Origin of the sequence: Thioalkalivibrio denitrificans (genome assembly GCF_002000365.1) — a bacterium.
GTDB classification, from domain to species: Bacteria; Pseudomonadota; Gammaproteobacteria; order Ectothiorhodospirales; family Ectothiorhodospiraceae; genus Thioalkalivibrio_A; species Thioalkalivibrio_A denitrificans.
In genome coordinates this window covers 1-20,444 of sequence record NZ_MVBK01000073.1, presented here as the reverse complement: position 1 = coordinate 20,444, position 20,444 = coordinate 1, and the positions used below count along the sequence as shown (strand labels likewise).

Annotated in this window: 21 protein-coding genes; 15 read left to right on the top strand and 6 right to left on the bottom strand. The window is 65.4% G+C overall.

The genetic code is table 11. The features are described from left to right. Positions 1–20: 20 nt before the first annotated feature. The 5 genes from groL to B1C78_RS12010 form a co-directional block, all read right to left on the bottom strand. Positions 21–1,661 carry a chaperonin GroEL gene (gene groL / locus B1C78_RS12030; protein ID WP_077279414.1) on the bottom strand — a complete coding sequence of 547 codons (1,641 nt, stop codon included), beginning with the start codon at positions 1,659–1,661 and terminating at the stop codon, positions 21–23. Between the two features lie 89 nt (positions 1,662–1,750). Then, entirely contained in the window at positions 1,751–2,041 is a 291-nt protein-coding gene (groES, locus tag B1C78_RS12025) for a co-chaperone GroES (protein ID WP_077279413.1), read from the bottom strand. A gap of 298 nt (positions 2,042–2,339) precedes the next feature. Further along, a complete protein-coding gene (locus B1C78_RS12020) occupies positions 2,340–2,819 on the bottom strand; it encodes an FxsA family protein (RefSeq protein ID WP_077279412.1) in 480 nt (159 codons plus the stop codon). A gap of 374 nt (positions 2,820–3,193) precedes the next feature. Beyond that, the gene (locus tag B1C78_RS12015) at positions 3,194–4,393 is read right to left on the bottom strand and encodes a hypothetical protein (protein ID WP_077279411.1); all 1,200 of its coding nucleotides are present in this window, start codon (positions 4,391–4,393) and stop codon (positions 3,194–3,196) included. After that, on the bottom strand, positions 4,390–4,899 hold the full coding sequence (locus B1C78_RS12010) for a thioredoxin family protein (protein ID WP_077279410.1): 510 nt from the start codon (positions 4,897–4,899) through the stop codon (positions 4,390–4,392). Before B1C78_RS12010 ends, B1C78_RS12015 begins: the two co-directional genes overlap by 4 nt. A 254-nt stretch (positions 4,900–5,153) precedes the next feature. On the opposite strand from B1C78_RS12010, the gene B1C78_RS12005 reads away from it, so the two are divergent. From B1C78_RS12005 to B1C78_RS11950, 12 genes are all read left to right on the top strand, one after another. Beyond that, on the top strand, positions 5,154–5,738 hold the full coding sequence (locus B1C78_RS12005; RefSeq protein WP_077279416.1) for a thioredoxin family protein: 585 nt from the start codon (positions 5,154–5,156) through the stop codon (positions 5,736–5,738). Beyond that, positions 5,735–7,066: a TolC family protein gene (locus B1C78_RS12000; RefSeq protein WP_077279409.1), complete on the top strand. Its 1,332-nt coding sequence runs from the start codon at positions 5,735–5,737 to the stop codon at positions 7,064–7,066. Before B1C78_RS12005 ends, B1C78_RS12000 begins: the two co-directional genes overlap by 4 nt. Positions 7,067–7,092: 26 nt before the next feature. Next, positions 7,093–7,893, top strand: a complete 801-nt coding sequence (locus B1C78_RS11995; RefSeq protein WP_077279408.1) for an efflux RND transporter periplasmic adaptor subunit — start codon at positions 7,093–7,095, stop codon at positions 7,891–7,893. After that, positions 7,886–8,230, top strand: a complete 345-nt coding sequence (cutA, locus tag B1C78_RS11990) for a divalent-cation tolerance protein CutA (protein ID WP_077279407.1) — start codon at positions 7,886–7,888, stop codon at positions 8,228–8,230. The genes B1C78_RS11995 and cutA overlap by 8 nt, the downstream gene beginning before the upstream one ends. Beyond that, positions 8,227–10,482: a protein-disulfide reductase DsbD gene (gene dsbD, locus B1C78_RS11985; RefSeq protein WP_077279406.1), complete on the top strand. Its 2,256-nt coding sequence runs from the start codon at positions 8,227–8,229 to the stop codon at positions 10,480–10,482. The genes cutA and dsbD overlap by 4 nt, the downstream gene beginning before the upstream one ends. A 288-nt stretch (positions 10,483–10,770) precedes the next feature. Then, positions 10,771–11,334 carry a TlpA family protein disulfide reductase gene (locus tag B1C78_RS11980; RefSeq protein ID WP_077279405.1) on the top strand — a complete coding sequence of 188 codons (564 nt, stop codon included), beginning with the start codon at positions 10,771–10,773 and terminating at the stop codon, positions 11,332–11,334. 307 nt (positions 11,335–11,641) lie between these two features. Further along, a complete protein-coding gene (gene aroQ, locus B1C78_RS11975) occupies positions 11,642–12,085 on the top strand; it encodes a type II 3-dehydroquinate dehydratase (protein WP_077279404.1) in 444 nt (147 codons plus the stop codon). A gap of 6 nt (positions 12,086–12,091) precedes the next feature. Further along, complete coding sequence (gene accB / locus B1C78_RS11970; protein ID WP_077279403.1) at positions 12,092–12,559, top strand: acetyl-CoA carboxylase biotin carboxyl carrier protein; 468 nt, start codon at positions 12,092–12,094, stop codon at positions 12,557–12,559. Between the two features lie 232 nt (positions 12,560–12,791). Next, complete coding sequence (accC, locus tag B1C78_RS11965; RefSeq protein WP_077279402.1) at positions 12,792–14,138, top strand: acetyl-CoA carboxylase biotin carboxylase subunit; 1,347 nt, start codon at positions 12,792–12,794, stop codon at positions 14,136–14,138. Positions 14,139–14,222: 84 nt separating this feature from the next. Beyond that, positions 14,223–15,140 (top strand): 50S ribosomal protein L11 methyltransferase, encoded by a 918-nt coding sequence (gene prmA / locus B1C78_RS11960; protein ID WP_077279401.1) that lies wholly within the window; start codon positions 14,223–14,225, stop codon positions 15,138–15,140. Between the two features lie 187 nt (positions 15,141–15,327). Beyond that, complete coding sequence (locus B1C78_RS11955) at positions 15,328–16,131, top strand: methyltransferase domain-containing protein (RefSeq protein WP_077279415.1); 804 nt, start codon at positions 15,328–15,330, stop codon at positions 16,129–16,131. Positions 16,132–16,421: 290 nt separating this feature from the next. Then, positions 16,422–17,420 (top strand): zinc-dependent alcohol dehydrogenase family protein, encoded by a 999-nt coding sequence (locus tag B1C78_RS11950; protein ID WP_077279400.1) that lies wholly within the window; start codon positions 16,422–16,424, stop codon positions 17,418–17,420. 297 nt (positions 17,421–17,717) lie between these two features. Here B1C78_RS11950 and B1C78_RS11945 read toward each other — a convergent pair whose 3' ends face one another. Then, positions 17,718–18,002 carry a DUF1330 domain-containing protein gene (locus B1C78_RS11945; protein WP_077279399.1) on the bottom strand — a complete coding sequence of 95 codons (285 nt, stop codon included), beginning with the start codon at positions 18,000–18,002 and terminating at the stop codon, positions 17,718–17,720. A gap of 119 nt (positions 18,003–18,121) precedes the next feature. Here B1C78_RS11945 and B1C78_RS11940 point away from each other — a divergent pair, with 119 nt between their 5' ends. The 3 genes from B1C78_RS11940 to fis all read left to right on the top strand — a co-directional run bounded on the left by B1C78_RS11940 (position 18,122) and on the right by fis (position 20,377). Continuing rightward, the gene (locus B1C78_RS11940) at positions 18,122–19,045 is read left to right on the top strand and encodes a zinc-ribbon and DUF3426 domain-containing protein (RefSeq protein WP_077279398.1); all 924 of its coding nucleotides are present in this window, start codon (positions 18,122–18,124) and stop codon (positions 19,043–19,045) included. A 97-nt stretch (positions 19,046–19,142) separates the two neighbouring features. Next, complete coding sequence (gene dusB / locus B1C78_RS11935) at positions 19,143–20,129, top strand: tRNA dihydrouridine synthase DusB (RefSeq protein ID WP_077279397.1); 987 nt, start codon at positions 19,143–19,145, stop codon at positions 20,127–20,129. Next, the gene (fis, locus tag B1C78_RS11930; RefSeq protein WP_077279396.1) at positions 20,126–20,377 is read left to right on the top strand and encodes a DNA-binding transcriptional regulator Fis; all 252 of its coding nucleotides are present in this window, start codon (positions 20,126–20,128) and stop codon (positions 20,375–20,377) included. Before dusB ends, fis begins: the two co-directional genes overlap by 4 nt. Positions 20,378–20,444 lie beyond the last annotated feature (67 nt).

Genomic DNA, 20,444 nt, shown 5'->3' with positions numbered 1-20,444 from the left:
GTCCGACAGGCTCCTAGGCTTTACATCATGCCCATGCCGCCCATGTCGCCCATGCCGCCCGCCGGCATGGCCGGCTCGTTCTTCTTCGGCAGTTCGGCCACCATCGCCTCGGTGGTGATGATCAGGCCGGCGACCGAGGAAGCGTTCTGCAGCGCGGTGCGGGCCACCTTGGTGGGATCCAGGATGCCCATCTCGATCATATCGCCGTACTCGCCGGTGGCGGCGTTGTAACCGTAGTTACCCTTGCCTTCCACCACGGTGTTGAGCACGACCGAGGGCTCCTCGCCGCAGTTGGCCACGATCTGGCGCAGGGGCTCTTCCATGGCACGGCGCGTGATCGCGATGCCGATGTCCTGATCGTGGTTGGCGCCCTTGAGGTCATTGAGCGCCTGCACGGCACGCACCATGGCGACACCGCCGCCGGGCACCACGCCTTCCTCCACCGCCGCACGGGTCGCGTGCAGGGCGTCCTCGACGCGCGCCTTCTTCTCCTTCATTTCCACTTCCGTGGCGGCACCCACCTTGATCACGGCCACGCCGCCGGCGAGCTTGGCCACGCGCTCCTGGAGCTTCTCCTTGTCGTAGTCGGAGGTGGCATCCTCGATCTGGGCGCGGATCTGCTCCACGCGGGCCTTGATGTCGTCGTGCTTGCCGGCGCCGTCGATGATGGTGGTGTTTTCCTTGGTCACCACGATGCGCTTGGCGTGGCCGAGATCGTCGATGCTGGCCTTCTCCAGCGACAGGCCGACCTCCTCGGAGATCACCTGGCCGCCGGTCAGGATGGCGATATCCTGCAGCATGGCCTTGCGGCGGTCACCGAAACCGGGGGCCTTGACGGCCGCCACCTTGACGATGCCGCGGATGGTGTTGACCACCAGCGTCGCCAGCGCCTCGCCCTCGATGTCCTCGGCGATGATCAGCAGCGGCTTGCCGGCCTTGGCCACGCCTTCCAGCACGGGCAGCAGGTCGCGGATGTTGGAGATCTTCTTGTCGTGCAGCAGCACGAAGCACTCATCCAGCTCGGCGCTCATGTTCTGCTGGTTGTTCACGAAGTACGGCGAGAGGTAGCCGCGGTCGAACTGCATGCCTTCCACCACATCCAGTTCGTTCTCCAGGGAGGAGCCTTCTTCCACGGTGATCACGCCTTCCTTGCCCACCTTCTCCATGGCGTCGGCGATGATCTGGCCGATGGACTCGTCGGCATTGGCGGAGATGGTGCCGACCTGGGCGATGGCCTTGCTGTCGGTGCACGGCTTGGAGAGCTTCTTCAGCTCCTCCACGGCGGCGATCACGGCCTTGTCGATGCCGCGCTTGAGGTCCATGGGGTTCATGCCGGCGGTCACCGACTTCATGCCCTCGCGCACGATGGCCTGGGCCAGCACGGTGGCGGTGGTGGTGCCGTCACCGGCCACGTCGGAGGTCTGGGAGGAGACCTCCTTCACCATCTGGGCACCCATGTTCTCGAACTTGTCGTCCAGTTCGATCTCCTTGGCCACGGACACGCCGTCCTTGGTCACGGTGGGGGCGCCGAAGGACTTCTCCAGCACCACGTTGCGGCCCTTGGGGCCCAGGGTGACCTTCACGGCGTTGGCCAGTATGTTGATGCCCTTCACCATGCGGGTGCGGGCATCATCGCTGAAGCGGACTTCTTTCGCGCTCATTGCTGTGTTTCCTCTTCTTCAGGTTCGGTTCTGTACATGGGCGGATCGAGTCACGATCCGGCCCGGCAGAAAATTTCGGATCCGGGAGTTCAGCCTTCCAGTACGGCCATGACGTCTTCCTCGCGCATCACGAGGAGATCCTGACCGTCGACCTTGATCTCGGTGCCGGAGTACTTGCCGAACAGCACCTTGTCGCCCACCTTCACGTCCAGGGGACGGGTCTCGCCGTTCTCCATGATCTTGCCCTTGCCCACGGCCAGGACCTCGCCACGGACCGGCTTCTCGGCAGCGGTGTCGGGAATCACGATGCCGCCGGGGGTGGTACGCTCCTCCTCCATGCGCTTGATGATCACGCGATCATGCAACGGACGGATATTCATGAGTGTCAGCTCCTTGAAAAACAGGGATTTGGAAGTGTTTACACGGCGGAACGAGGCCTGTTAGCACTCGCCCTTGGTGAGTGCCAATAATAGTGTTGAAGCGGGGGATGTCAAGGGCCGGGCGATGCCCGGCCCTTGAAGGATGAAGGTGGAAGGATGAAGGATGAATAGGATTTGGTCCGTTGTCAGTTGTCCGTCGTCAGTTGACTGGCATCCGGCCCGGTGCCCACGATGGACAACTGACTACTGGCAACGGACCGCGCCCTCCCCTCATGGGGAGGGCCGGGGAGGGGTGGTTTCATTCATCCTTCATCCTTCCACCTTCATCCTTTGTGTACTCCCCCTCGATGGTCCGCCCCCCGGGCCCCTGCGGACCGGGTCCGCCGGGGGGTGGGCCGCCGCGCGACGAATGCACGATGAACACGCCCTTGGAGAGCAGCCACGTGGCCATGAGCCGGCGACTGGGGGGCAGGAGGCAAGCGAAACCCACGGCATCGGTGAAAAATCCGGGGGTCAGCAACAGGGCGCCGCCGAAGACCAGGAACACCCCCTCCAGCATGTCCCGGGCGGGGATCCGGCCCTCGTCGAGACTGCGACGCACCCGGGCCAGCGTCGCCAGCCCCTGCATTCGAAGCAGAAAGGCCCCGACCAGGGCCGTCAGCACCACCAGCCCGATGGTGGGCCACACCCCGATCCAGCCGCCCACCCGGATGAACAGGTAGATCTCCAGCAACGGCACGGCAAGAAACAGCAAAGCCAGGATGGGGAATGAGCGCATGGCGTCTTGAGAAAGAAAAGGATGAAGGTGGAAGGATGAGGGATGAAGAAATACCCTCGGAATGTACTGCCGAGATCAGCAGGAACCGGGAGTCTTCCCAGAAGCTGAGGGCATCACCCCTCAATTGCAAGGCGTCAGGGAGGTTTTCATTGTGGCCCGTGAAGGGCCACCACGGGGCAAACGGAGGACGGATCTGTCGCGAAGACGCGAAGCTCGCAAAGTAACTGACTCGTGGGCGGCCGGCGCCCCGATATGCGCCGGTTGATTAGGCCGGGGTTCGCGGCTCACCCCAACCTGACCATTCTTCGGTTTTCTTGGCGTGCTTCGCGCCTTCGCGAGAGAACAAGCTCTTTTTCACTCTTCGCGATGAACCACTACCGCCACTGCGCCACAACATAACCGAGTCGGCTGAGACCGTCCTCGGTGCGCGTGGTCCAGGCGATGTGCAGCCGTCCGTCCGGGCCGAAGACCGCCGCGGGCCTGGTATGGGCACCGGGGCCATAGGCCGGGGCCACCTCCACGTCGTCACTCCATTCGTCCGTTTCCCGCCAGGACATCCACACGTCCGGGGTGTCGTCGCGCGGGTCATCCCACACGGCCAGGGGCAGGCCGTCGGGGCTGATGGCCACGCCCGGGTGCCATTGGGGGATCTCCGCCCCGAAGACGTCCTGAACCATTTCGTTGGCGCCGAAGCTTTGCCCGCCGTCTTCGCTCAGGGCCGCGAACACGTCATAACCGGACTGATAATCGCGCTTGTCCAGCCACACGGCCGCAATGCGCTCTCCCTGCGCCGCCAGGGCCACACGCGTCACCCCCGACCCGGCGCCATAGGGCTGCGTACGCGGGCCCTGCCGCCGATCGTTGAGATCCTGCATGGGACCGAAGCGGCCGTTGTGCGTGCGGAACACGTAATGCAGGCGCGTATGCCCCTCGCGACGGTCTTCCCAGGCGACGGCAACGCCCGACGGGGTGACGGCGGCCGTGGGGTAGATCTGGTCCCGCTGCGCAGGCTCGGGATCCACCGGGACCGCTTCGCCCACCTGCATGACACCCGCGTCGTCCACCGCGACCGGTGCCGAGACGACACGCAGGGCGCCGTTCTCGCGCCGTGACCAGGCGGCGACGACGCCGTGCTCGGGATGCGCCGCGAGACTGGGCTGGGTGGATTCCGCGGCGTCGGCCTGAATGGCCGGGTGTGCTCCTTCGGGCCCGGCCACCCGCATCCAGACCCGTTCGTCCTGCTCCCAGGCGAACAGGAAGCGGCCGTCGCCCAGAGCGACCACCACCGGGTGGTAGGCCTCCTCGCCCTCGCTCAGGGTATGCACGTCGCCGAACCCGCCATCGCCGGACAGATGTCGATAGGCGACCCGCACCTGGTAGCTGCCGTCACGGTTATCGCCCCAGGTCAGGGCCACATGGTCGCGGTCCGCAGCCAGGTGCTGGCGGGCGGCGCCGTCGAGTTGATGATAGATACCGGAGCGGGCCTCACCGGCCGGCCAAAGGGGTTCGCCAAACTGCCACTGGGCCTGGACGGGCGCCAGAGCCAGAGCCGCCGCCAGCCACAGCCACCTCATCGTGACTCGCTCGCCAGGTACTCGAACAGGCCCTGCTCCCGGTAATGCCCGCCCGACACGAAGCGGTGGTAATCGCGGAACTCGTCCGCCGTCTTGAACCCGGGGACGGTGAAGATGGTCTCGCCGTCGGGCATCAGGAAACCGAACACGGGAGTGGCATAGACGTTCATGCGCGCCCCCAGCTCCATCTCCGTGATGCGCTCGCCGCCCGGCAGGGTCATGCGCCGCCCGCTCTCGGCGTCCACGTAGACCAGCACGTAGTTGTCCGTGTAGAGGGCCTTGAGATCCGGGTCGGAGAAGCTTTCCTGGTTGGTCTTGTCGCACCAGCCACAGCCGTAACGCCCGAAGTACATGAACACGTAACGATCCTGCTCGGCCGCCTTGCGCAGCCCCTCGTCGAAAGCGACGAACGGGTAACCCTCCGGCGCATCCGCCGTAACCGGTCCGGCCAGCGCCAGCAGCAGCGCCGCCGCCAGGCATGCGCCATATCGCGTGAGACTGAACATCAGGAATGGTCCTCCCGGCATGAAAAAACGGTGCGGAATGGCCGGATCTGGCCTGCCCGCCCCATTGAAGGTATTTTATGCGGCTGTTTCATTGACTTGAGACAAGCAGGCTTCAGTGAAGGTTGCACCGACGGGGTAAAACCCGACAAATTACGGAACTCTGCCGATCGACCGCTGGTCTGAGCGCAACAGAACAACCCCCGACCGGCGCGCATGGCCGAACCCTAACCGGGATGCGGCCCGAGGTGAACCCCATGACACACCGACCCGACCCGAACCCCTCCTCCGGAACCCGGCGGCTTGCACCCCTGGCGTCGCTGGCGCTGGCCACCCTGCTTCTGCTGGGCACGTGGGGGTCCGCGTCCGCCGGTCTCGATCCCTACGATCACTTCTTCGAAACCACCTTCGGCGACTTCCAGGAGGAACTGGAAATCACCCGCGAGGAGGACAAGAAGGCCCTGTTGATCTTCTTCGAGATGGACGAGTGCCCATTCTGCCACCGCATGAAGGAGACGGTGCTCAACCGGCGCGAGGTCCAGGAATTCTACCGCGAGCACTTCCGCATACTCAGCGTGGATGTGAACGGGGACGTGGAAGTGGTCCATTTCGACGGCCAGCCCATGCGCCAGGCGGATTTCGCATTCCGCGAGAACCGTGTACGCGCCACCCCGGTGTTCCAGTTCTACAATCACGACGGCGAGCCCATCGTGCGGTTCACCGGCGCCACCTCCGGCGTGGAGGAATTCATGTGGCTGGGCGAGTTCGTCGCCGAAGGCCATTACAAGGAAACCAACTTCAACCGCTACAAGCGGGATCGTCAGGCCCAGGCAAGGCAATGATTCCGTCAGGGGGGAACGCGAGGCGGGCGTGGGGGCGCCTGTTTCTGGCTCTGGCACTGGGGCTCGCCGGCCCGGCAAGTGCCGAGTCGCGTCTGCCGCAACCCCTGTCGCTGTCCGATGCCCTGGCCCTCGCCGACGACACGCACCCGGCCGTGAACCGGGGCCGCGCCGGGATCCTGCGCAGCGAGGCCGAACGCCTGTCCGCCGACAGCGCCAATGACCTGCACATCGGCCTGCGGTTGCATCCGCGCTGGATCGAGCCCAACGACGAGGTCGAAGACCAGTCCCGCAACGACTCCCGCGCCATCCTGCGCCTGAGCAAACCCCTTTACGACTTCGGTCGCACCAGTCTCGCCCTTGAGGCGGCAGACACCGCCGTGCGCAGTCAGGAAGAGCGCTACCTCAGTCTCATGGGACGCCAGCGCATGGAGATCATGCGCCGCTTCTTCGAGGTGCTGCTGGCGGACCTGACCTACACCCGCGACAACGAGGCCATGGCCATCGCCTTCGTGTCACTGGACCGGGCCCGCAATCGCAACGAGCTGGGACAGGTCTCCGACATCGACCTGCTGGCCCTGGAGGACCACTTCCAGGAGACACGGCTGCGCCGCATGGCGGCCCTTCAGGACACTCGCGCGGCCCGCGACCGCCTCGCCCTGGCCCTCAATCGCCTGGGGCAGGGACCCGCCGATCTTCGCCACCCGGAACTGCCGGGCAATGACCGGGAGCTGCCCGATCTGGACACCCTCTACGCCATGGCCGAGGCGGGCAACCGCCAGCTCGCGAGCCTGCGCCTGGAGGCCGAGGCGGCGAGCCAGCGCATGGCAGCCAGCCGTGCAGAGCGCCGGCCGACCCTGAGTGCCGAGGTGGAGGCCGCCCATTACGAACGCGTGCTGGGGGGGCGCGACCCGCTGGCCGCGGGCATCGTGCTCGACATTCCGCTCTACAGCGGCCGGCGCGTGGACGCCTCCGTGGCCCGCCAGCAGGCGGAGCTTTACGATGTCCAGACACGCATTCGCCAGCATGAGCTGGATCTGCGCCAGGCGGTGCTGGAGACCTGGCAGGAGATCCAGCGGCTCCGGACCCGGCGCGAGCAATCGCAGGTGCGCAGCGATTATCGGGAGCTCTACCTGGACCGCAGCCGCGCCCTTTATGAGATGGAAGTGCAGACCGATCTGGGCGACGCCATGACCCAGTGGTCCGCCGCCATGCTGTTCGCCGCCCGGACGGAATTCGAACTGGCACTGGCCTGGGAGCGCCTGGCCCTGCTGACGGGCCAGCCCAACTTCAGCCCGGTGCATGCCGGCATGTCCGCGGACATGCCCTGATGAACCAGACTCGGGAGTCTCGTTCCATGTTGAGCACGATATTCACCCCGCGCCGCGCCACGCCGGCGGCACTCTTTCTGTGCCTGACCCTGTTCTCCGGTCTGGCCGGCGCACGGGAGCTTCCGGCGCAGATCGACTGGGCAGAGCGCCTGGAACTGGGCACGCCGCTGTCGGGCATCGTGGCGCGCGTCAGCGCCGAGGCCGGCCAGCGGGTCAGGGAAGGAGACGTGCTGGTGCGCATGGACGACCGGGGCATCCGGGCCCGGCTGGAAGAGGATGAAGCGCAGCTGCGGCGCCTGGAGCTTGCCCGCGACGAGGCGGAACTGGAATACGAGCGCCAGCAGGAGATGTACGACCGTACGCTGATTTCCGTGCGGGATCTCAGTCTGGCCGAGATCGGCTTCGCCATGGCCGACGCCGAGTTCATCGCGGCCCGGGCGCGCCTCACGCGCACCCGGCTGGATCTCGAGTACAGCGAGGTGCGTGCGCCCTTCGACGCGCTGGTGGTGGCCCGCCACGTGCGCCCGGGGCAGACCGTGAACAACGAACTCCAGATCGTGCCCATGGTGACCCTGGCGGCCACGGACCCGATGATCGCCCGTGCCCGGGTGCCGGAAACGGATCTGCCCGGCCTTGAGATCGGGCAGCGTCTGGACGTGCGCGTGGGTGAACGGCACTACGAAGGCACCCTGCAGGCCCTGGGCCTTGAGCCTGTGGACAACACCGACGACACACCCCATTATGCGCTGACGGTGCATTTCAGCGCGCCCGCACAGCACGGCCTGAGGGCCGGTCAGCGGGCGGCTGTCATTTTCGGCAATGACTGACCCCGTCGCCGGCAATCCCACCGGCACCCTGCTGGTGCTGACCACGCTGCCCGACACGGACAGCGCCTTGAGCCTGGCCTCGTCGCTCGTGACACGCCGTCTGGCCGCCTGTGTGAATATTCTGCCCGCCGGCACGTCCGTCTATGAATGGCAGGGGGAAATCCAGCGCGACGCCGAGCACGTATTACTGATCAAGGCGCCGGAGGCGGGCTATGCGGCGCTTGAGGCCGCCCTGCGGGAACTGCACCCCTATGAACTTCCGGAGATCATCGCGGTTCCAATAACCGAGGGGCTTTCCGAATATCTTCAGTGGATCAAGGACTTGACTGCATCATGAAACGACTGCTTGCCCTGCTGTTCCTGTTCTTCACGGCGCCCGCGCTGGCCCTCATGGGCGACGATCTGCTGGAGCCGGAGAAGGCCTTTGCCCTGGAGGCGAGCGTCGAGGACGACACCCTGGTGGCCGAATGGCGGATCGCCGACGGCTACTACATGTACAAGGAGCAGTTCGCGTTCGAATCCGAGACCGAGGGCGTGACCCTCGGCGAACCCCGCATCCCGGACGGCACCATCAAGGAGGACGAGTTCTTCGGCCGTGTGGAGACCTACCGGGATCACATCCGCATCGAGGTGCCCATCCAGAGGGCCAACGGCGCGACGGATCGCTTCGATCTCAAGGCCCGCTCCCAGGGCTGTGCCGACATCGGGGTCTGCTACCCGCCCCTCTACCAGACCGTGTCACTGGACCTGCCGGCGGCACCCGAGACCACCCGCGAGCGGCGCAACGGGGCAGTGGGGGCCCTGAGCGGCCTGGCCGGCATGCTGGGCGGTGGCGCGGACGAGTTGCTGGAACCCGAGAAGGCCTTCCAGCTCTCCGTTGAGCCCATCAGCCAGAACGCGGTGCTTGTACGCTGGACCATCGCCGATGGTTATTACCTCTACCGCGACAAGCTGGACTTCCGGATCGTCGACGGCGACGGCAACCGGGTCGGCCCCGTCAACCCGCCCGAAGGTGAAAAGATCGAAGACGAGTTCTTCGGCCTGACCGAAACCTATCGCCATGAAGTGGAGATCATGGTGCCGATCCTGCGCGAGGACGGTGCCGCCAACCGCGTGACCCTGGAAGCGGATTACCAGGGCTGTGCGGACCTGGGCGTGTGCTACCCGCCGCTTGCCCAGACGGCCAGCTTCGAGTTCACCAGCGAGCTGGCCGAGTCCGTGGACATCGATACCGCCGCGGCGCCGGACACCCGCCCCGCCCCGCCCGTGTCCGAGCAGGACCGCATCGCCGCCCAGCTGGCCGACGGTCGGCTGTGGCTGGTGGCACTGGCCTTCTTCGGCTTCGGCCTGCTGCTCACATTCACGCCCTGCGTGTTCCCGATGATCCCGATTCTCTCCAATATCATCATCGGGCAGAAGAATCTGACCACCCGCAAGGCGTTCTTCATCTCCCTGATATTCGTGCTGGCCATGGCGCTGACGTACACCGTCGCCGGGGTGTTCGCGGGCCTGGCGGGCGCCAACCTGCAGGCAGCGTTCCAGAACCCGTGGATCATCGGCGGCTTCGTGGCGGTGTTCATCGCGCTGGCGATGTCCATGTTCGGCTTCTACGACCTGCAGATGCCGGCCGGTATCCAGACGCGGCTGTCCAACCTCAGCAACCGCCAGGAGGGCGGCACCTTCGTGGGCGCCGGCATCATGGGCTTCCTCTCGGCGCTCATCGTCGGGCCCTGCGTGACCGCCCCGCTGGTGGGCGCGCTGCTCTACATCAGCCAGACCGGCGACGCCTTCCTCGGCGGTCTCGCCCTGTTCGCGCTGTCCATGGGCATGGGTGTGCCGCTGCTGATCATCGGCACCGCCGGAGGCAAGATCCTGCCCCGGGCAGGCGCCTGGATGGATGCCGTTAAGGCGGTGTTCGGCGTGGCACTGCTGGGCATGGGCATCTGGCTGCTGGAACGCGTGGTGCCCATGCCGGTGGCCATGTTCCTGTGGGGCACGCTGCTGATCGTCTCCGGCATCTACATGGGCGCCCTGCACTCGCTGACCCCCGAAGCCAGCGGCTGGCGCACCCTGTGGAAGGGTTTCGGCCTCGTGATCCTGGTCTGGGGCGTCCTGCTCATGATCGGCTCCGCGTCGGGCGGCCGCGACGTGTTCCAGCCCCTGCGCGGCATCATGCCCACGGCCGCGGTGACCTCCGCCGACGGCACCGTCCAGCCGACCCGCCTCGAGTTCCGCAACATCGACAGTGTCGCGGACCTGGAGCGCGAGGTGGCCGAAGCCAGCGCCCAGGGGCAGCCGGTAATGCTGGACTTCTATGCCGACTGGTGCGTGGACTGCGTGCGATTGGAGCGCACCACGTTCCGCGATCCCGGCGTGATTCAGGCACTCTCGGGCACGCGCCTGCTGAAGGCGGACGTGACTGCAAACACCTCGGAGCACCGGGATCTCATGCGCCACTTCAACCTCTTCGGTCCGCCCGCCATCGTCTTCTATGACGACCAGGGCAACGAGCTGAGGGACTACCGCCTGGTGGGCTTCATAGCGGCCGGCCGGTTCACCGAGCACGTCACCAACGCCATCGGGGGCTGATCCATGGGTAGTGTCCTGAGTCAGAGATTCGTTGCATTTCAGCGGGCCTGTACGGGATGCACGGCAAGGCGCTCGAGCGAAGGACGGGCAGGCCCATTCGAGCGAGAGCAACGCGGCCGCGCGCCCGTACAGGCCCGCCCGCAGGGAGCCCCGCACAAGACCCAATGCGGCGTTGCGGGCCTTGCCAAGGGCTTGCCATTGCCTGCGGCCCGCGCCTTGCCTTGGGTCTTGTGCGGGGCTCTGAAATGCAACGAATCTCTGACTCAGAACACTAGAACCGAACGCGGAATGACCCAACCGGTCTTCCTGGCCATCCTGGTGCTGGTCGCCACCCTGGCCGGCATGGCCGGCTTTGGTTTTTATCACTTTACGGGAGCGCCCGAAGCCGCCCCCCCGACGGCCCCGTCGCTGGCGAGTCACCTGAACGAGATCAAGGGCAGCCAGCGGCCGGACTTCAGTCTCCCGGACCTGGATGGCGACATACGCCATATCAGTGAGTGGGACGGGGACGTGGTGCTGATCAACTTCTGGGCCACCTGGTGTCCGCCCTGCATCAGGGAGATGCCCGCCTTTGTGGAGGTGCAGGAGACCTACGGGGAACAAGGCGTGACCATCGTCGCCGTGGCCATCGACAACGAGCAGGACGTGCGCGATTTCTACGAAACGTACGGCCTGAACTTCCCGGTGCTGCTGGGGGAAACGGCGGGGATCGCCGTGTCCCGGGACTACGGCAACCGGATCGGCGCGCTGCCCTACAGCGTGCTGCTGGATCGTGAGGGCATCATCCGCTTCGTCAAGCCGGGCGAACTGCACCAGGAAACCCTCGAGGACGAACTCCGCCCGCTACTTTGAAGAACGAGGTCCAAAATTCAAGATTCAAAATTCAGGGGAGGGGCGGGGACGATGCACGACGTCTGGGCCGCACACATGGCTTCCCCTTGAATCTTGAATCTTGAATCTTGAACCTCGCCTTCGTGACACGCCTCACAGTTTTGCCCCCAACTTCTGCCATCAGGCGGCTATCTTCGCCGTTTGGCAGCGAATCCCCCCTTCCTCTATAGACTCCCCCATACCGGTGAGGCACAATGCCCTGGCCTGCCGGACTCATACCGACAATTGACAAGTTTCCGGCTCATTCCCAGCCAGTTCGTGGAAAATCATGGCAAAGTTCCTGTTGCTCAACGGCCCGAATCTGAACCTGCTCGGCTCCCGGGAGCCCCATATCTACGGGTCCATGACCCTCGCCGAGATCTGCGACGGCCTGCGCGAGCAGGCCCGCGCTGCGGGCCACAGCCTGGAGGAATTCCAGTCCAACGCGGAACACGAACTGATCGACCGCACCCACCAGGCCAGGAAGGACGGCGTCGATTTCATTCTCATCAATCCGGGCGCCTTCACCCACACCAGCATCGCCCTGCGAGACGCCCTGCTGGGGGTCGGCATCCCCTTTATCGAGGTGCACCTGTCCAATGTCCACGCCCGGGAGGATTTCCGTCAGCATTCCTTCCTCTCCGATGTGGCCGTGGGCGTCATCACCGGACTGGGCCCCAAGGGTTACGAGCTGGCGCTGCAGGCGGCCATTCACCTGACCGGAAAGAACTGACCATCCATGGATATCCGAAAGATCAAAAAACTCATCGAACTGCTCGAGGAGTCCGGGATCAACGAGATCGAGATCCGCGAAGGCGAGGAATCGGTGCGTATCACGCGCAGCGCCCCGGGCTCGACCCATGCGTTCGTCATGCCCCAGCAGGTGGCCTCCCCCGGACCCGCAGCGGCGGCGCCCGCGCCCGTGCACGGCGAGGGCACCGATGGCGAAGCCTCCGACACCTTGCCCACCGACGGCCACGTGATCACTGCGCCCATGGTCGGCACCTTCTATCGTGCGGCCTCCCCGGGCGCCCGGCCGTTCGTGGAGGTGGGCCAATCGGTCACCGTCGGCGACACCCTTTGCATCATCGAGGCCATGAAGATGCTCAACCAGATCGAGGCGGACCGGACCGGCGTCATCAAGGCCATCCTGATCGAAAACGGCCAGCCGGTGGAATACGGTCAGCCCATGTTCATCATCGAGTGAATTGACTGCGGAATGGACAGGATGAACAGGATTCTTGAGGATTAACAGGATAGAGAAAGAAAAGCATCAGACAGGATTAACATGATTAACAGGATGAAGCGCCTTTAAGAAGTGATCATGTAAATCATGTTAATCCTGTCTTGTCCTTTAGATTCCTTACATCCTGTCAATCCTCAAAAATCCTGTTCATCCTGTCCATTCCAAACCCCACCCTGGAAACCCGACCATCTCCATGTTCGACAAGATTCTGATTGCCAACCGGGGCGAGATTGCACTTCGCATACTGCGGGCCTGCCGCGAGATGGGTATTCAGACCGTGGCCGTGCATTCCGACGCCGACCGCGACCTGAAGCACGTGCGTCTTGCCGACGAGTCAGTGTGCATCGGACCGCCCAACTCCATGGACAGCTATCTCAATGTCCCGGCGATCATCAGCGCCGCCGAGGTCACCGACGCGGGCGCCATCCATCCGGGTTACGGATTCCTGTCCGAGAACGCGGACTTCGCCGAGCGCGTGGAATCCAGCGGCTTCGCGTTCATCGGCCCGCGCGCCTCCACCATCCGGCTGATGGGCGACAAGGTGTCGGCCAAGGAGGCCATGATCAAGACCGGCGTCCCGTGTGTGCCGGGATCGGGGGGCGCGCTGGGCGAGGACGCCGACGAGAACCTGCGCATCGCCCGGGACATCGGTTATCCCGTTATCATCAAGGCGGCCGGCGGGGGCGGCGGACGCGGCATGCGCGTGGTGCATACGGAGGGCGCGCTGCTCAGCGCCATCAGCCTGACACGCAACGAGGCACGCACCGCGTTCAACAACGACGCGGTGTACATGGAAAAGTACCTGGAACATCCGCGCCATATCGAGTTTCAGATGCTCGCGGACCAGCACGGCAACGCCGTACACCTGGGCGAACGCGACTGCTCCATGCAGCGCCGGCACCAGAAGGTACTCGAAGAGGCGCCTGCCCCGGGCATCACCGACGAACAGCGCCGGCGCATCGGCGAGCGTTGCGCCGAGGCCTGCCGCGACATCGGCTATCGCGGTGCGGGCACCTTCGAGTTCCTCTATGAAAACGGCGAGTTCTACTTCATCGAGATGAACACCCGCGTCCAGGTGGAGCATCCCGTCACCGAAATGGTGACGGGCATCGACATCGTGCGCGAACAGATCCGCATTGCCGCCGGGGAGCCCCTGAGCTTCACGCAGGACGAGATCGTCTTCCGCGGGCACGCCATCGAGTGCCGGATCAACGCCGAGGACGCGCGCACCTTCACTCCATCGCCCGGCACCATTACCCAGTACCACAGCCCCGGTGGTCCGGGCATTCGGATGGACACCCACATCTACAACGGCTACGCGGTTCCTCCCTACTATGACTCCATGATCGGCAAGCTCATCGGCTGGGGCTCCACCCGCGAGATCGCGATCGCGCGCACCCGGGGCGCCCTGTCGGAGATCGTCATCGAGGGCATCAATACCAATATCCCGCTGCAGCGCGACCTGCTAAACGACGCCGCATTCCAGGCCGGCGGTACCGATATTCACTACCTGGAGAAAAAGCTCAAGGCCGAGGGGTGAAGGCAGGTACAAGGTACAAAGCACAAGGGCAAAGGGAATGAAATCCCTTGTACTTTTTGCCTTGTACCTTGTACCTGAAGTTTCATGTTCAAACTCAAACTGACCGTTCACGGTGATCGCGCGGATTCCGTCGAGGAGCTGCTCCTGGAACTGGGCGCCCTGTCCACCTCGCTGGAAGACGCGGGTGACCATGCCCTGCTGGAGCCGTTGCCTGGCGAGACACCCGTCTGGCCTGAGGTAACGGTCGGCGGCCTGTTCGGGGCGGAGCTGGACGCGGAGGCGATGGTGCACGCCCTGAGCGAACGGCTGGGTATCCCGCCCGGTGCCATCACTCGCGAGCACGTCGAGGATCGCGACTGGGTGCGGGCCTGGATGGAAGACTTCAGGCCCATGCGCTTCGGTGAGCGCCTGTGGATCGTCCCCACGGGTTACGCACCGCCGGACCCGCAGGCCGTCAACCTGCTGCTCGATCCGGGTCTCGCCTTCGGCACGGGCACCCACCCCACCACTGCCCTGTGCCTGGAATGGCTGGACGCCCATCCGCCGACGGATGCCACGGTCATTGACTACGGCTGCGGCTCCGGGGTGCTCGCCATCGCCGCGCTGAAGCTCGGCGCGCACCACTGCATCGGCGTCGACCTGGACCCCCAGGCCCTGACCGCCACCCGGGAGAATGCCCGACGCAACGACATCGCCGACGAACGTCTGCCTGTCTGCCTGCCAGACGACCTGCGCACCGAACCCGTCGACCTGGTCATGGCCAACATCCTGAGCGGGCCGCTGGTGGCACTCGCGCCCGCATTGAGCGCCCTCGTCCGCCCCGGCGGACGACTGATCCTCTCCGGCCTGCTGGAAGCACAGGCCGAGACGGTCACCGGCGCCTACAGCGGCACCTTCCGGATGGCGCCCCCGTCACTCAAGGAAGGCTGGGCCCTCCTCGCCGGCACAAGGTGCCGGCCCGCCGGGCCCGGGCAATCGTATCCCGGAGGGAGCGAAGCGTAATCCGGGATTCCGGGTCGATCAGGCATGGGCGTGTTCGCGGCGAGGGCGCCGCTCCTGCAGAGTCGTGCCCACCGCCACGGTGCGAAGACATCGTACCCATAACGAGCCGGCCCGGATATTGTCACCGCCGTCTGAATCCACGAATCTTGGACTCAGGAACCGATATGCCCCACAGGAGATGCACGCCATGACGCAGGCGTATGTGCACGGGTACGACCCCAAAGAACAGACTCGCCTGCAGGACCAGGCGATGACCCTCGTCGATCTGCTCCATTCGGACACGGCTTATCCGCCCGGAAGCCAGATCCTCGAGGCCGGCTGTGGCGTCGGTGCGCAAACGGTGACGCTGGCGAGGAACAGCCCCCGGGCCTCGATCGTCGCGATGGACATCTCCGAGACCTCGCTCGCGGAAGCCCGACACCGGGTCATGTTGGAAGGATTGACCAATGTCCGCTTCCAGCGGGGCGATATCCTCGATCTGCCCTTTGATCCGGGATCGTTCGATCATGTCTTCGTCTGCTTTGTCCTGGAGCACCTGAAGGAACCGGGGCTCGCGCTACAGAATCTCAAGGCCTGTCTGCGGCCGGGCGGGACGATCACGGTCATTGAAGGTGATCATGGATCGGCCTTTTTTCATCCGGACAGCGATGCCGCCCGGGCCGCGATCCGATCCCTGGTTGAACTGCAGGCCCGCACCGGCGGCAACGCGCTTATCGGGAGATCGCTGTACCCCCTGCTGAGAAGGGCGGGCTATCGCCAGATCAGCGTATCTCCCCGCACGGTGTATGCCGATGCCGGCAAGCCGGAAATGGTCGATGGTTTCACGAAGAGAACATTCACCGCGATGATCGAGGGTGCACGTCAATCCGCGATCAGGGAGGGGATCGTGGAGCCCGCCGTTTTCGATCGCGGCGTCCGGGACCTGTACAGAACGGCAGAGCGCGATGGCACGTTCTGTTACACCTTCTTCAAGGCGGTGGGAACGGCTTAACCCGCATATTTCACCAAGGCGGCCGGCGGCTTCGTGTAACCTTCTGAATGAGTGGCATAAATTGGCGTATCTGGCGGAAATGCCGCGGTGACGGTTTGTACCTCCGCCGCCGGCCTATCGCGATGCTTGCGGCCTCTGGGCCTGTCTCGCTTGCTCTTCAGTCGAACCNNTGGTGAAATATGCGGGTTAACCCGGACCGGCGCCGCACGAACAAACCGTGACGCAGTCGGTCGCGCCTCGGGCCATGCAGACTAACCTCTGACACAGGGTTCAGTTCCCGGGAGTGCATCATGCTGGCCATTCTCATGAACGCCACGGGCGGCACCGAGGTGCTCTCGCTCAACGAAGTACCGGAACCACGGCTCTCCGGCGAACGGGACATCCTGGTCCGCATCCGGGCCGCCGGGGTGAACCCCGTCGACGCCAAGCAGCGCGTGCTCGGGCCCTACAAGTCCCGCGACATGCCCGTGATTCTCGGCTGCGACGGCGCAGGTGTGGTCGAGCGCACGGGCCCGGAATGCGAGCGCTTCGAGCCCGGCGACGAGGTGTATTTCTGCTCGGGCGGCATCGGCGACGCACAGGGCAACTACGCCGAATACACCGTGATCGACGAGCGTTACTGCGCGCGCAAACCGCGCTCCCTGAGTTTCGTGGAAGCCGCTGCCGCGCCGCTCGTGCTGCTCACGGCCTGGGAATCGCTGCATGAACGTGCCCGCCTGGAACGCGGGCACCGGACCCTCATCCACGCGGGCGCAGGCGGCGTGGGGCACGTGGCCGTGCAGCTTGCCCGGCAAGCCGGTGCACGGGTGGCCACGACCGTGGGCAGCGAGGACAAGGCGGAGCTGGTCCGGGAACTGGGGGCAGAACTGCCCATCCTGTACAGGACCACGGACTTCGTCGAGGCGGTCAGGGAGTGGACAGGAGGCGAAGGCGTGGACGTGGCGCTGGACGTGCTGGGCGGCGACACCTTCACCCGCACGCTGGGCGCCGTCCGACCATACGGAGAGCTGGTGACGGTCCTGCAGCCCGCACCGGACACCGACTGGACCGAGGGCCGGCTTCGCAACCTGCGCATCGGCCTGGAGTTGATGCTCAGCCCCATGTACTACGGTCTGCACGAGGAGCGTATCCGCCAGACCGATATCCTGGAGCACTGTAGCGCCCTGTTCGATGCCGGGCTGCTCCGGGTGGTGGTCACGCGCACGTTCCCCCTGGCGGAGGCGGCCGAGGCGCACCGGGCCATCGAGACCGGCTCCACCACCGGCAAGCTGGTGCTGACCCTGGATTAGCTGTGTTACCCCAACAGGTTGTTCACAGGTAAAGCGTTAGGAGGCTCTCGGGAAGGAGCGAAGCATGTCCTGCGATGCATCTTGTAGGAGCCCAGCCCTCTGGGCGAATCGGCGTTGTCCCAGTGCTGCGTTCGCCCAGAGGGCTGGGCTCCTACAGCCGGCCCTGCCCGCCAGCTGGACCATAGGGCGGCCCGTGGCCACCTGTTGGCGGCGGCCACGGGCCGCCCTATGGCTATGCTTCTCCTTCCAGAGGCGCCCCTAGCGAACAACCTATCAAGAAATCACAACTAGCCCGCATCAGGCGTCGTAGCTGACCAATACCATGTCAGCCGCGCGTTCACGCACGGGAATAAGCGCCTGGTAGGCCTCCGATGCAAACCAGGCGTCCAGCGCGGCAGCATCGGGAAACCGGATGACCACCGCGTCCGGGTGATCGTGCTCCCCGGCCAGCACGGCGCGACGCCGCCCCCGGAACAGCACTTCGCCGCCGAACGGCCCGAGCGTGTCCGGCACCCGGGCGCGGTACTCGTCCCACAGCGCCGTGTCCCGCACGGTCATATGTCCGATCAGATACGCACTCATAGACATCTCCTGGTGTCGTGTCCCGTGAATGTCCCCCCTTTCAGAGCCCCGCCCAGGTGCATCCCCCCGCCCAAAGGGCTAACATCCTTGCCACTTGCCACTTGCCACTTGCCACTTGAATGTACACCCGATGCCCGCATTGCGATGCCGTGTTCCAGGTCACCACGTCGGAACTCACCGCTTACGACGGCAACGTCCGCTGTGGGGAATGCGGGCAGATCTTCAACGGTCTGGACAGCCTGAGCGTGTTGCCGCCGGAGAGTGCGGAGGCACCCGCCCGGCATGATCAGCCCGCCCGCGCGGAAAGCCGGGCCCACGAGCACGCGCCCGTGGCCGTGCCCGAGCCCGACGCCGTACCCGTGCCCCCGGAACCGGTTGCCCGGGACGAGGCCGAAGTCGGTAGCGAGATCCCCGACGCCCCGGATATCGCGGCTCAGATCGATGAGCCGGCTCAGGAAACCGCCACGGAGGCTGAACCTGAAACCGAACGCCAGAGCGCTCAGCCCGCCGCCGCAGTACCCATGGTCATCCGTGACGAAGTGACCATAGCGCCCGCCGGTGACACCCGCAAACACGTAACCCGAACCTTCTCACTGGGCCTGTTCAGCCTGGCGCTGATCGGCCTGCTTGCCGGCCAGGTGATCTACCATGAACGTGCACGGCTGGTGGTGTATCCCGAACTGGCCCCCGCGATCCACTGGATGTGCGAGCGCCTCGGCTGCACCCTGCCGCCTCGTCGGGATCCGGCGGCTTTCCAGATCAGCAGCCGCAACATCTACTCCCACCCGAACGCGGCCGGCGCCCTCATGGTGCAGGCCACCCTGACCAACCGGGCGGACTTTGCGCAGCCTCACCCCCTGGTGGAACTCAGTTTCCGCGACCTGCAGGGGGAGCTCCTGGCGGTCCGCCGTTTCGCCCCGGAGGAATACCTGCAACGGGGACCGACGGAGGAATCGGTGCCTCCCGGCGAGCCGGTGCATCTACTGCTGGAGATCGAGGATCCGGGCCCGCGGGCCGTGGCCTACGAGTTCCGCTTCCACTGATTTGTCCCGCTTGCCGGTATGAGAACGGGTTCACGCTTTAACCCGCGGGGCAGTGCCGTTATCATGCGGGTTCGTCCCGACTCCCCCGAGCCCCACAATGCTGCGCATTGGTGACCACATATTGCCCAACGGCCTGATCCTCGCGCCCATGGCCGGGGTAACGGACCGTCCCTTCCGGCTGTTGTGCCGACGCCTGGGCGCGGACATGGCAGTCTCGGAAATGGTCACCGCCAACACCGACCTGTGGCATACACCCAAGTCCCGGCGACGCATGGACCATGCAGGCGAACCCGCGCCGGTCAGCGTGCAGATCGCCGGCGCCGAACCCCTCATGCTGGCCGAGGCGGCGCGCCGCAACGCGGACAACGGCGCCCAGATCATCGACATCAATATGGGCTGCCCTGCCAGGAAGGTGTGCAACCGTGCGGCGGGGTCCGCGCTGTTGGGGGACGAGCGCCTCGTGGGCCATATCCTGGAGGCCGTGGTGGCCGCCGTGGACGTACCGGTGACGCTCAAGATCCGCCTGGGCCTCGACCGCGCACACATGAACGCGCTGAGCGTGGCGCGCATCGCCGAGCAGTCCGGCGTACAGGCCCTTGCGGTCCACGGGCGCACCCGCGCCTGCCGGTTCAGAGGCGCCGTGGATTACGATGCCATCGCGGCAGTCAAGCGCCGCGTGACCCTCCCCGTGATCGCCAATGGCGACGTCTCCACCCCGGAGCAGGCCCGGGTGGTGCTGGAACACACGGGGGCTGACGGCCTGATGATCGGCCGGGCCGCCCAGGGACGCCCCTGGATATTCCGGGACATCCAGTGCTACCTGGAAACCGGTCGCGTCCCGGATGCGCCTGACGCCGATGCGTTGTGGACGCTGTTGCGCGAGCATCTTGAGGGGCTTTACAGCCTCTACGGAGAGGCCACCGGGGTGCGCGTGGCCCGCAAGCACATCGGCTGGTACCTGCAGGCGCACGCCGCTCACGGTACCTGTCGTGCCGGCATCATGGCGGCCGAGGACACCCGCACCCAGCTGGCCCGGGTCTTCGAATGCCTGCAACGTCATCACTCGGAGGTCATGGCCGCATGAGCCGCGCCGCCGATCACAACAGCAAGACGCTCTCCCGGGCCGTGCACCAGTCCCTGGAGGACTACTTCGCGCGCCTGGACGGCCATGAACCCGACGGCCTGTTCCGCATGGTCATGGAAGAGGTTGAACGCCCCCTGCTGGAATGCGTCCTGCGCCACTGCGAAGGCAACCAGAGCCGCGCCGCCCAGTACCTGGGCCTCAATCGCGGCACCCTGCGCAAGAAGCTGAAACAGCATGGGCTGTCGTAAAGGCTGAAGGCAGAAGGATGAAGGATGAATGGGTTCCTTCAACCTTCATCCTTCAACCTTCATCCTT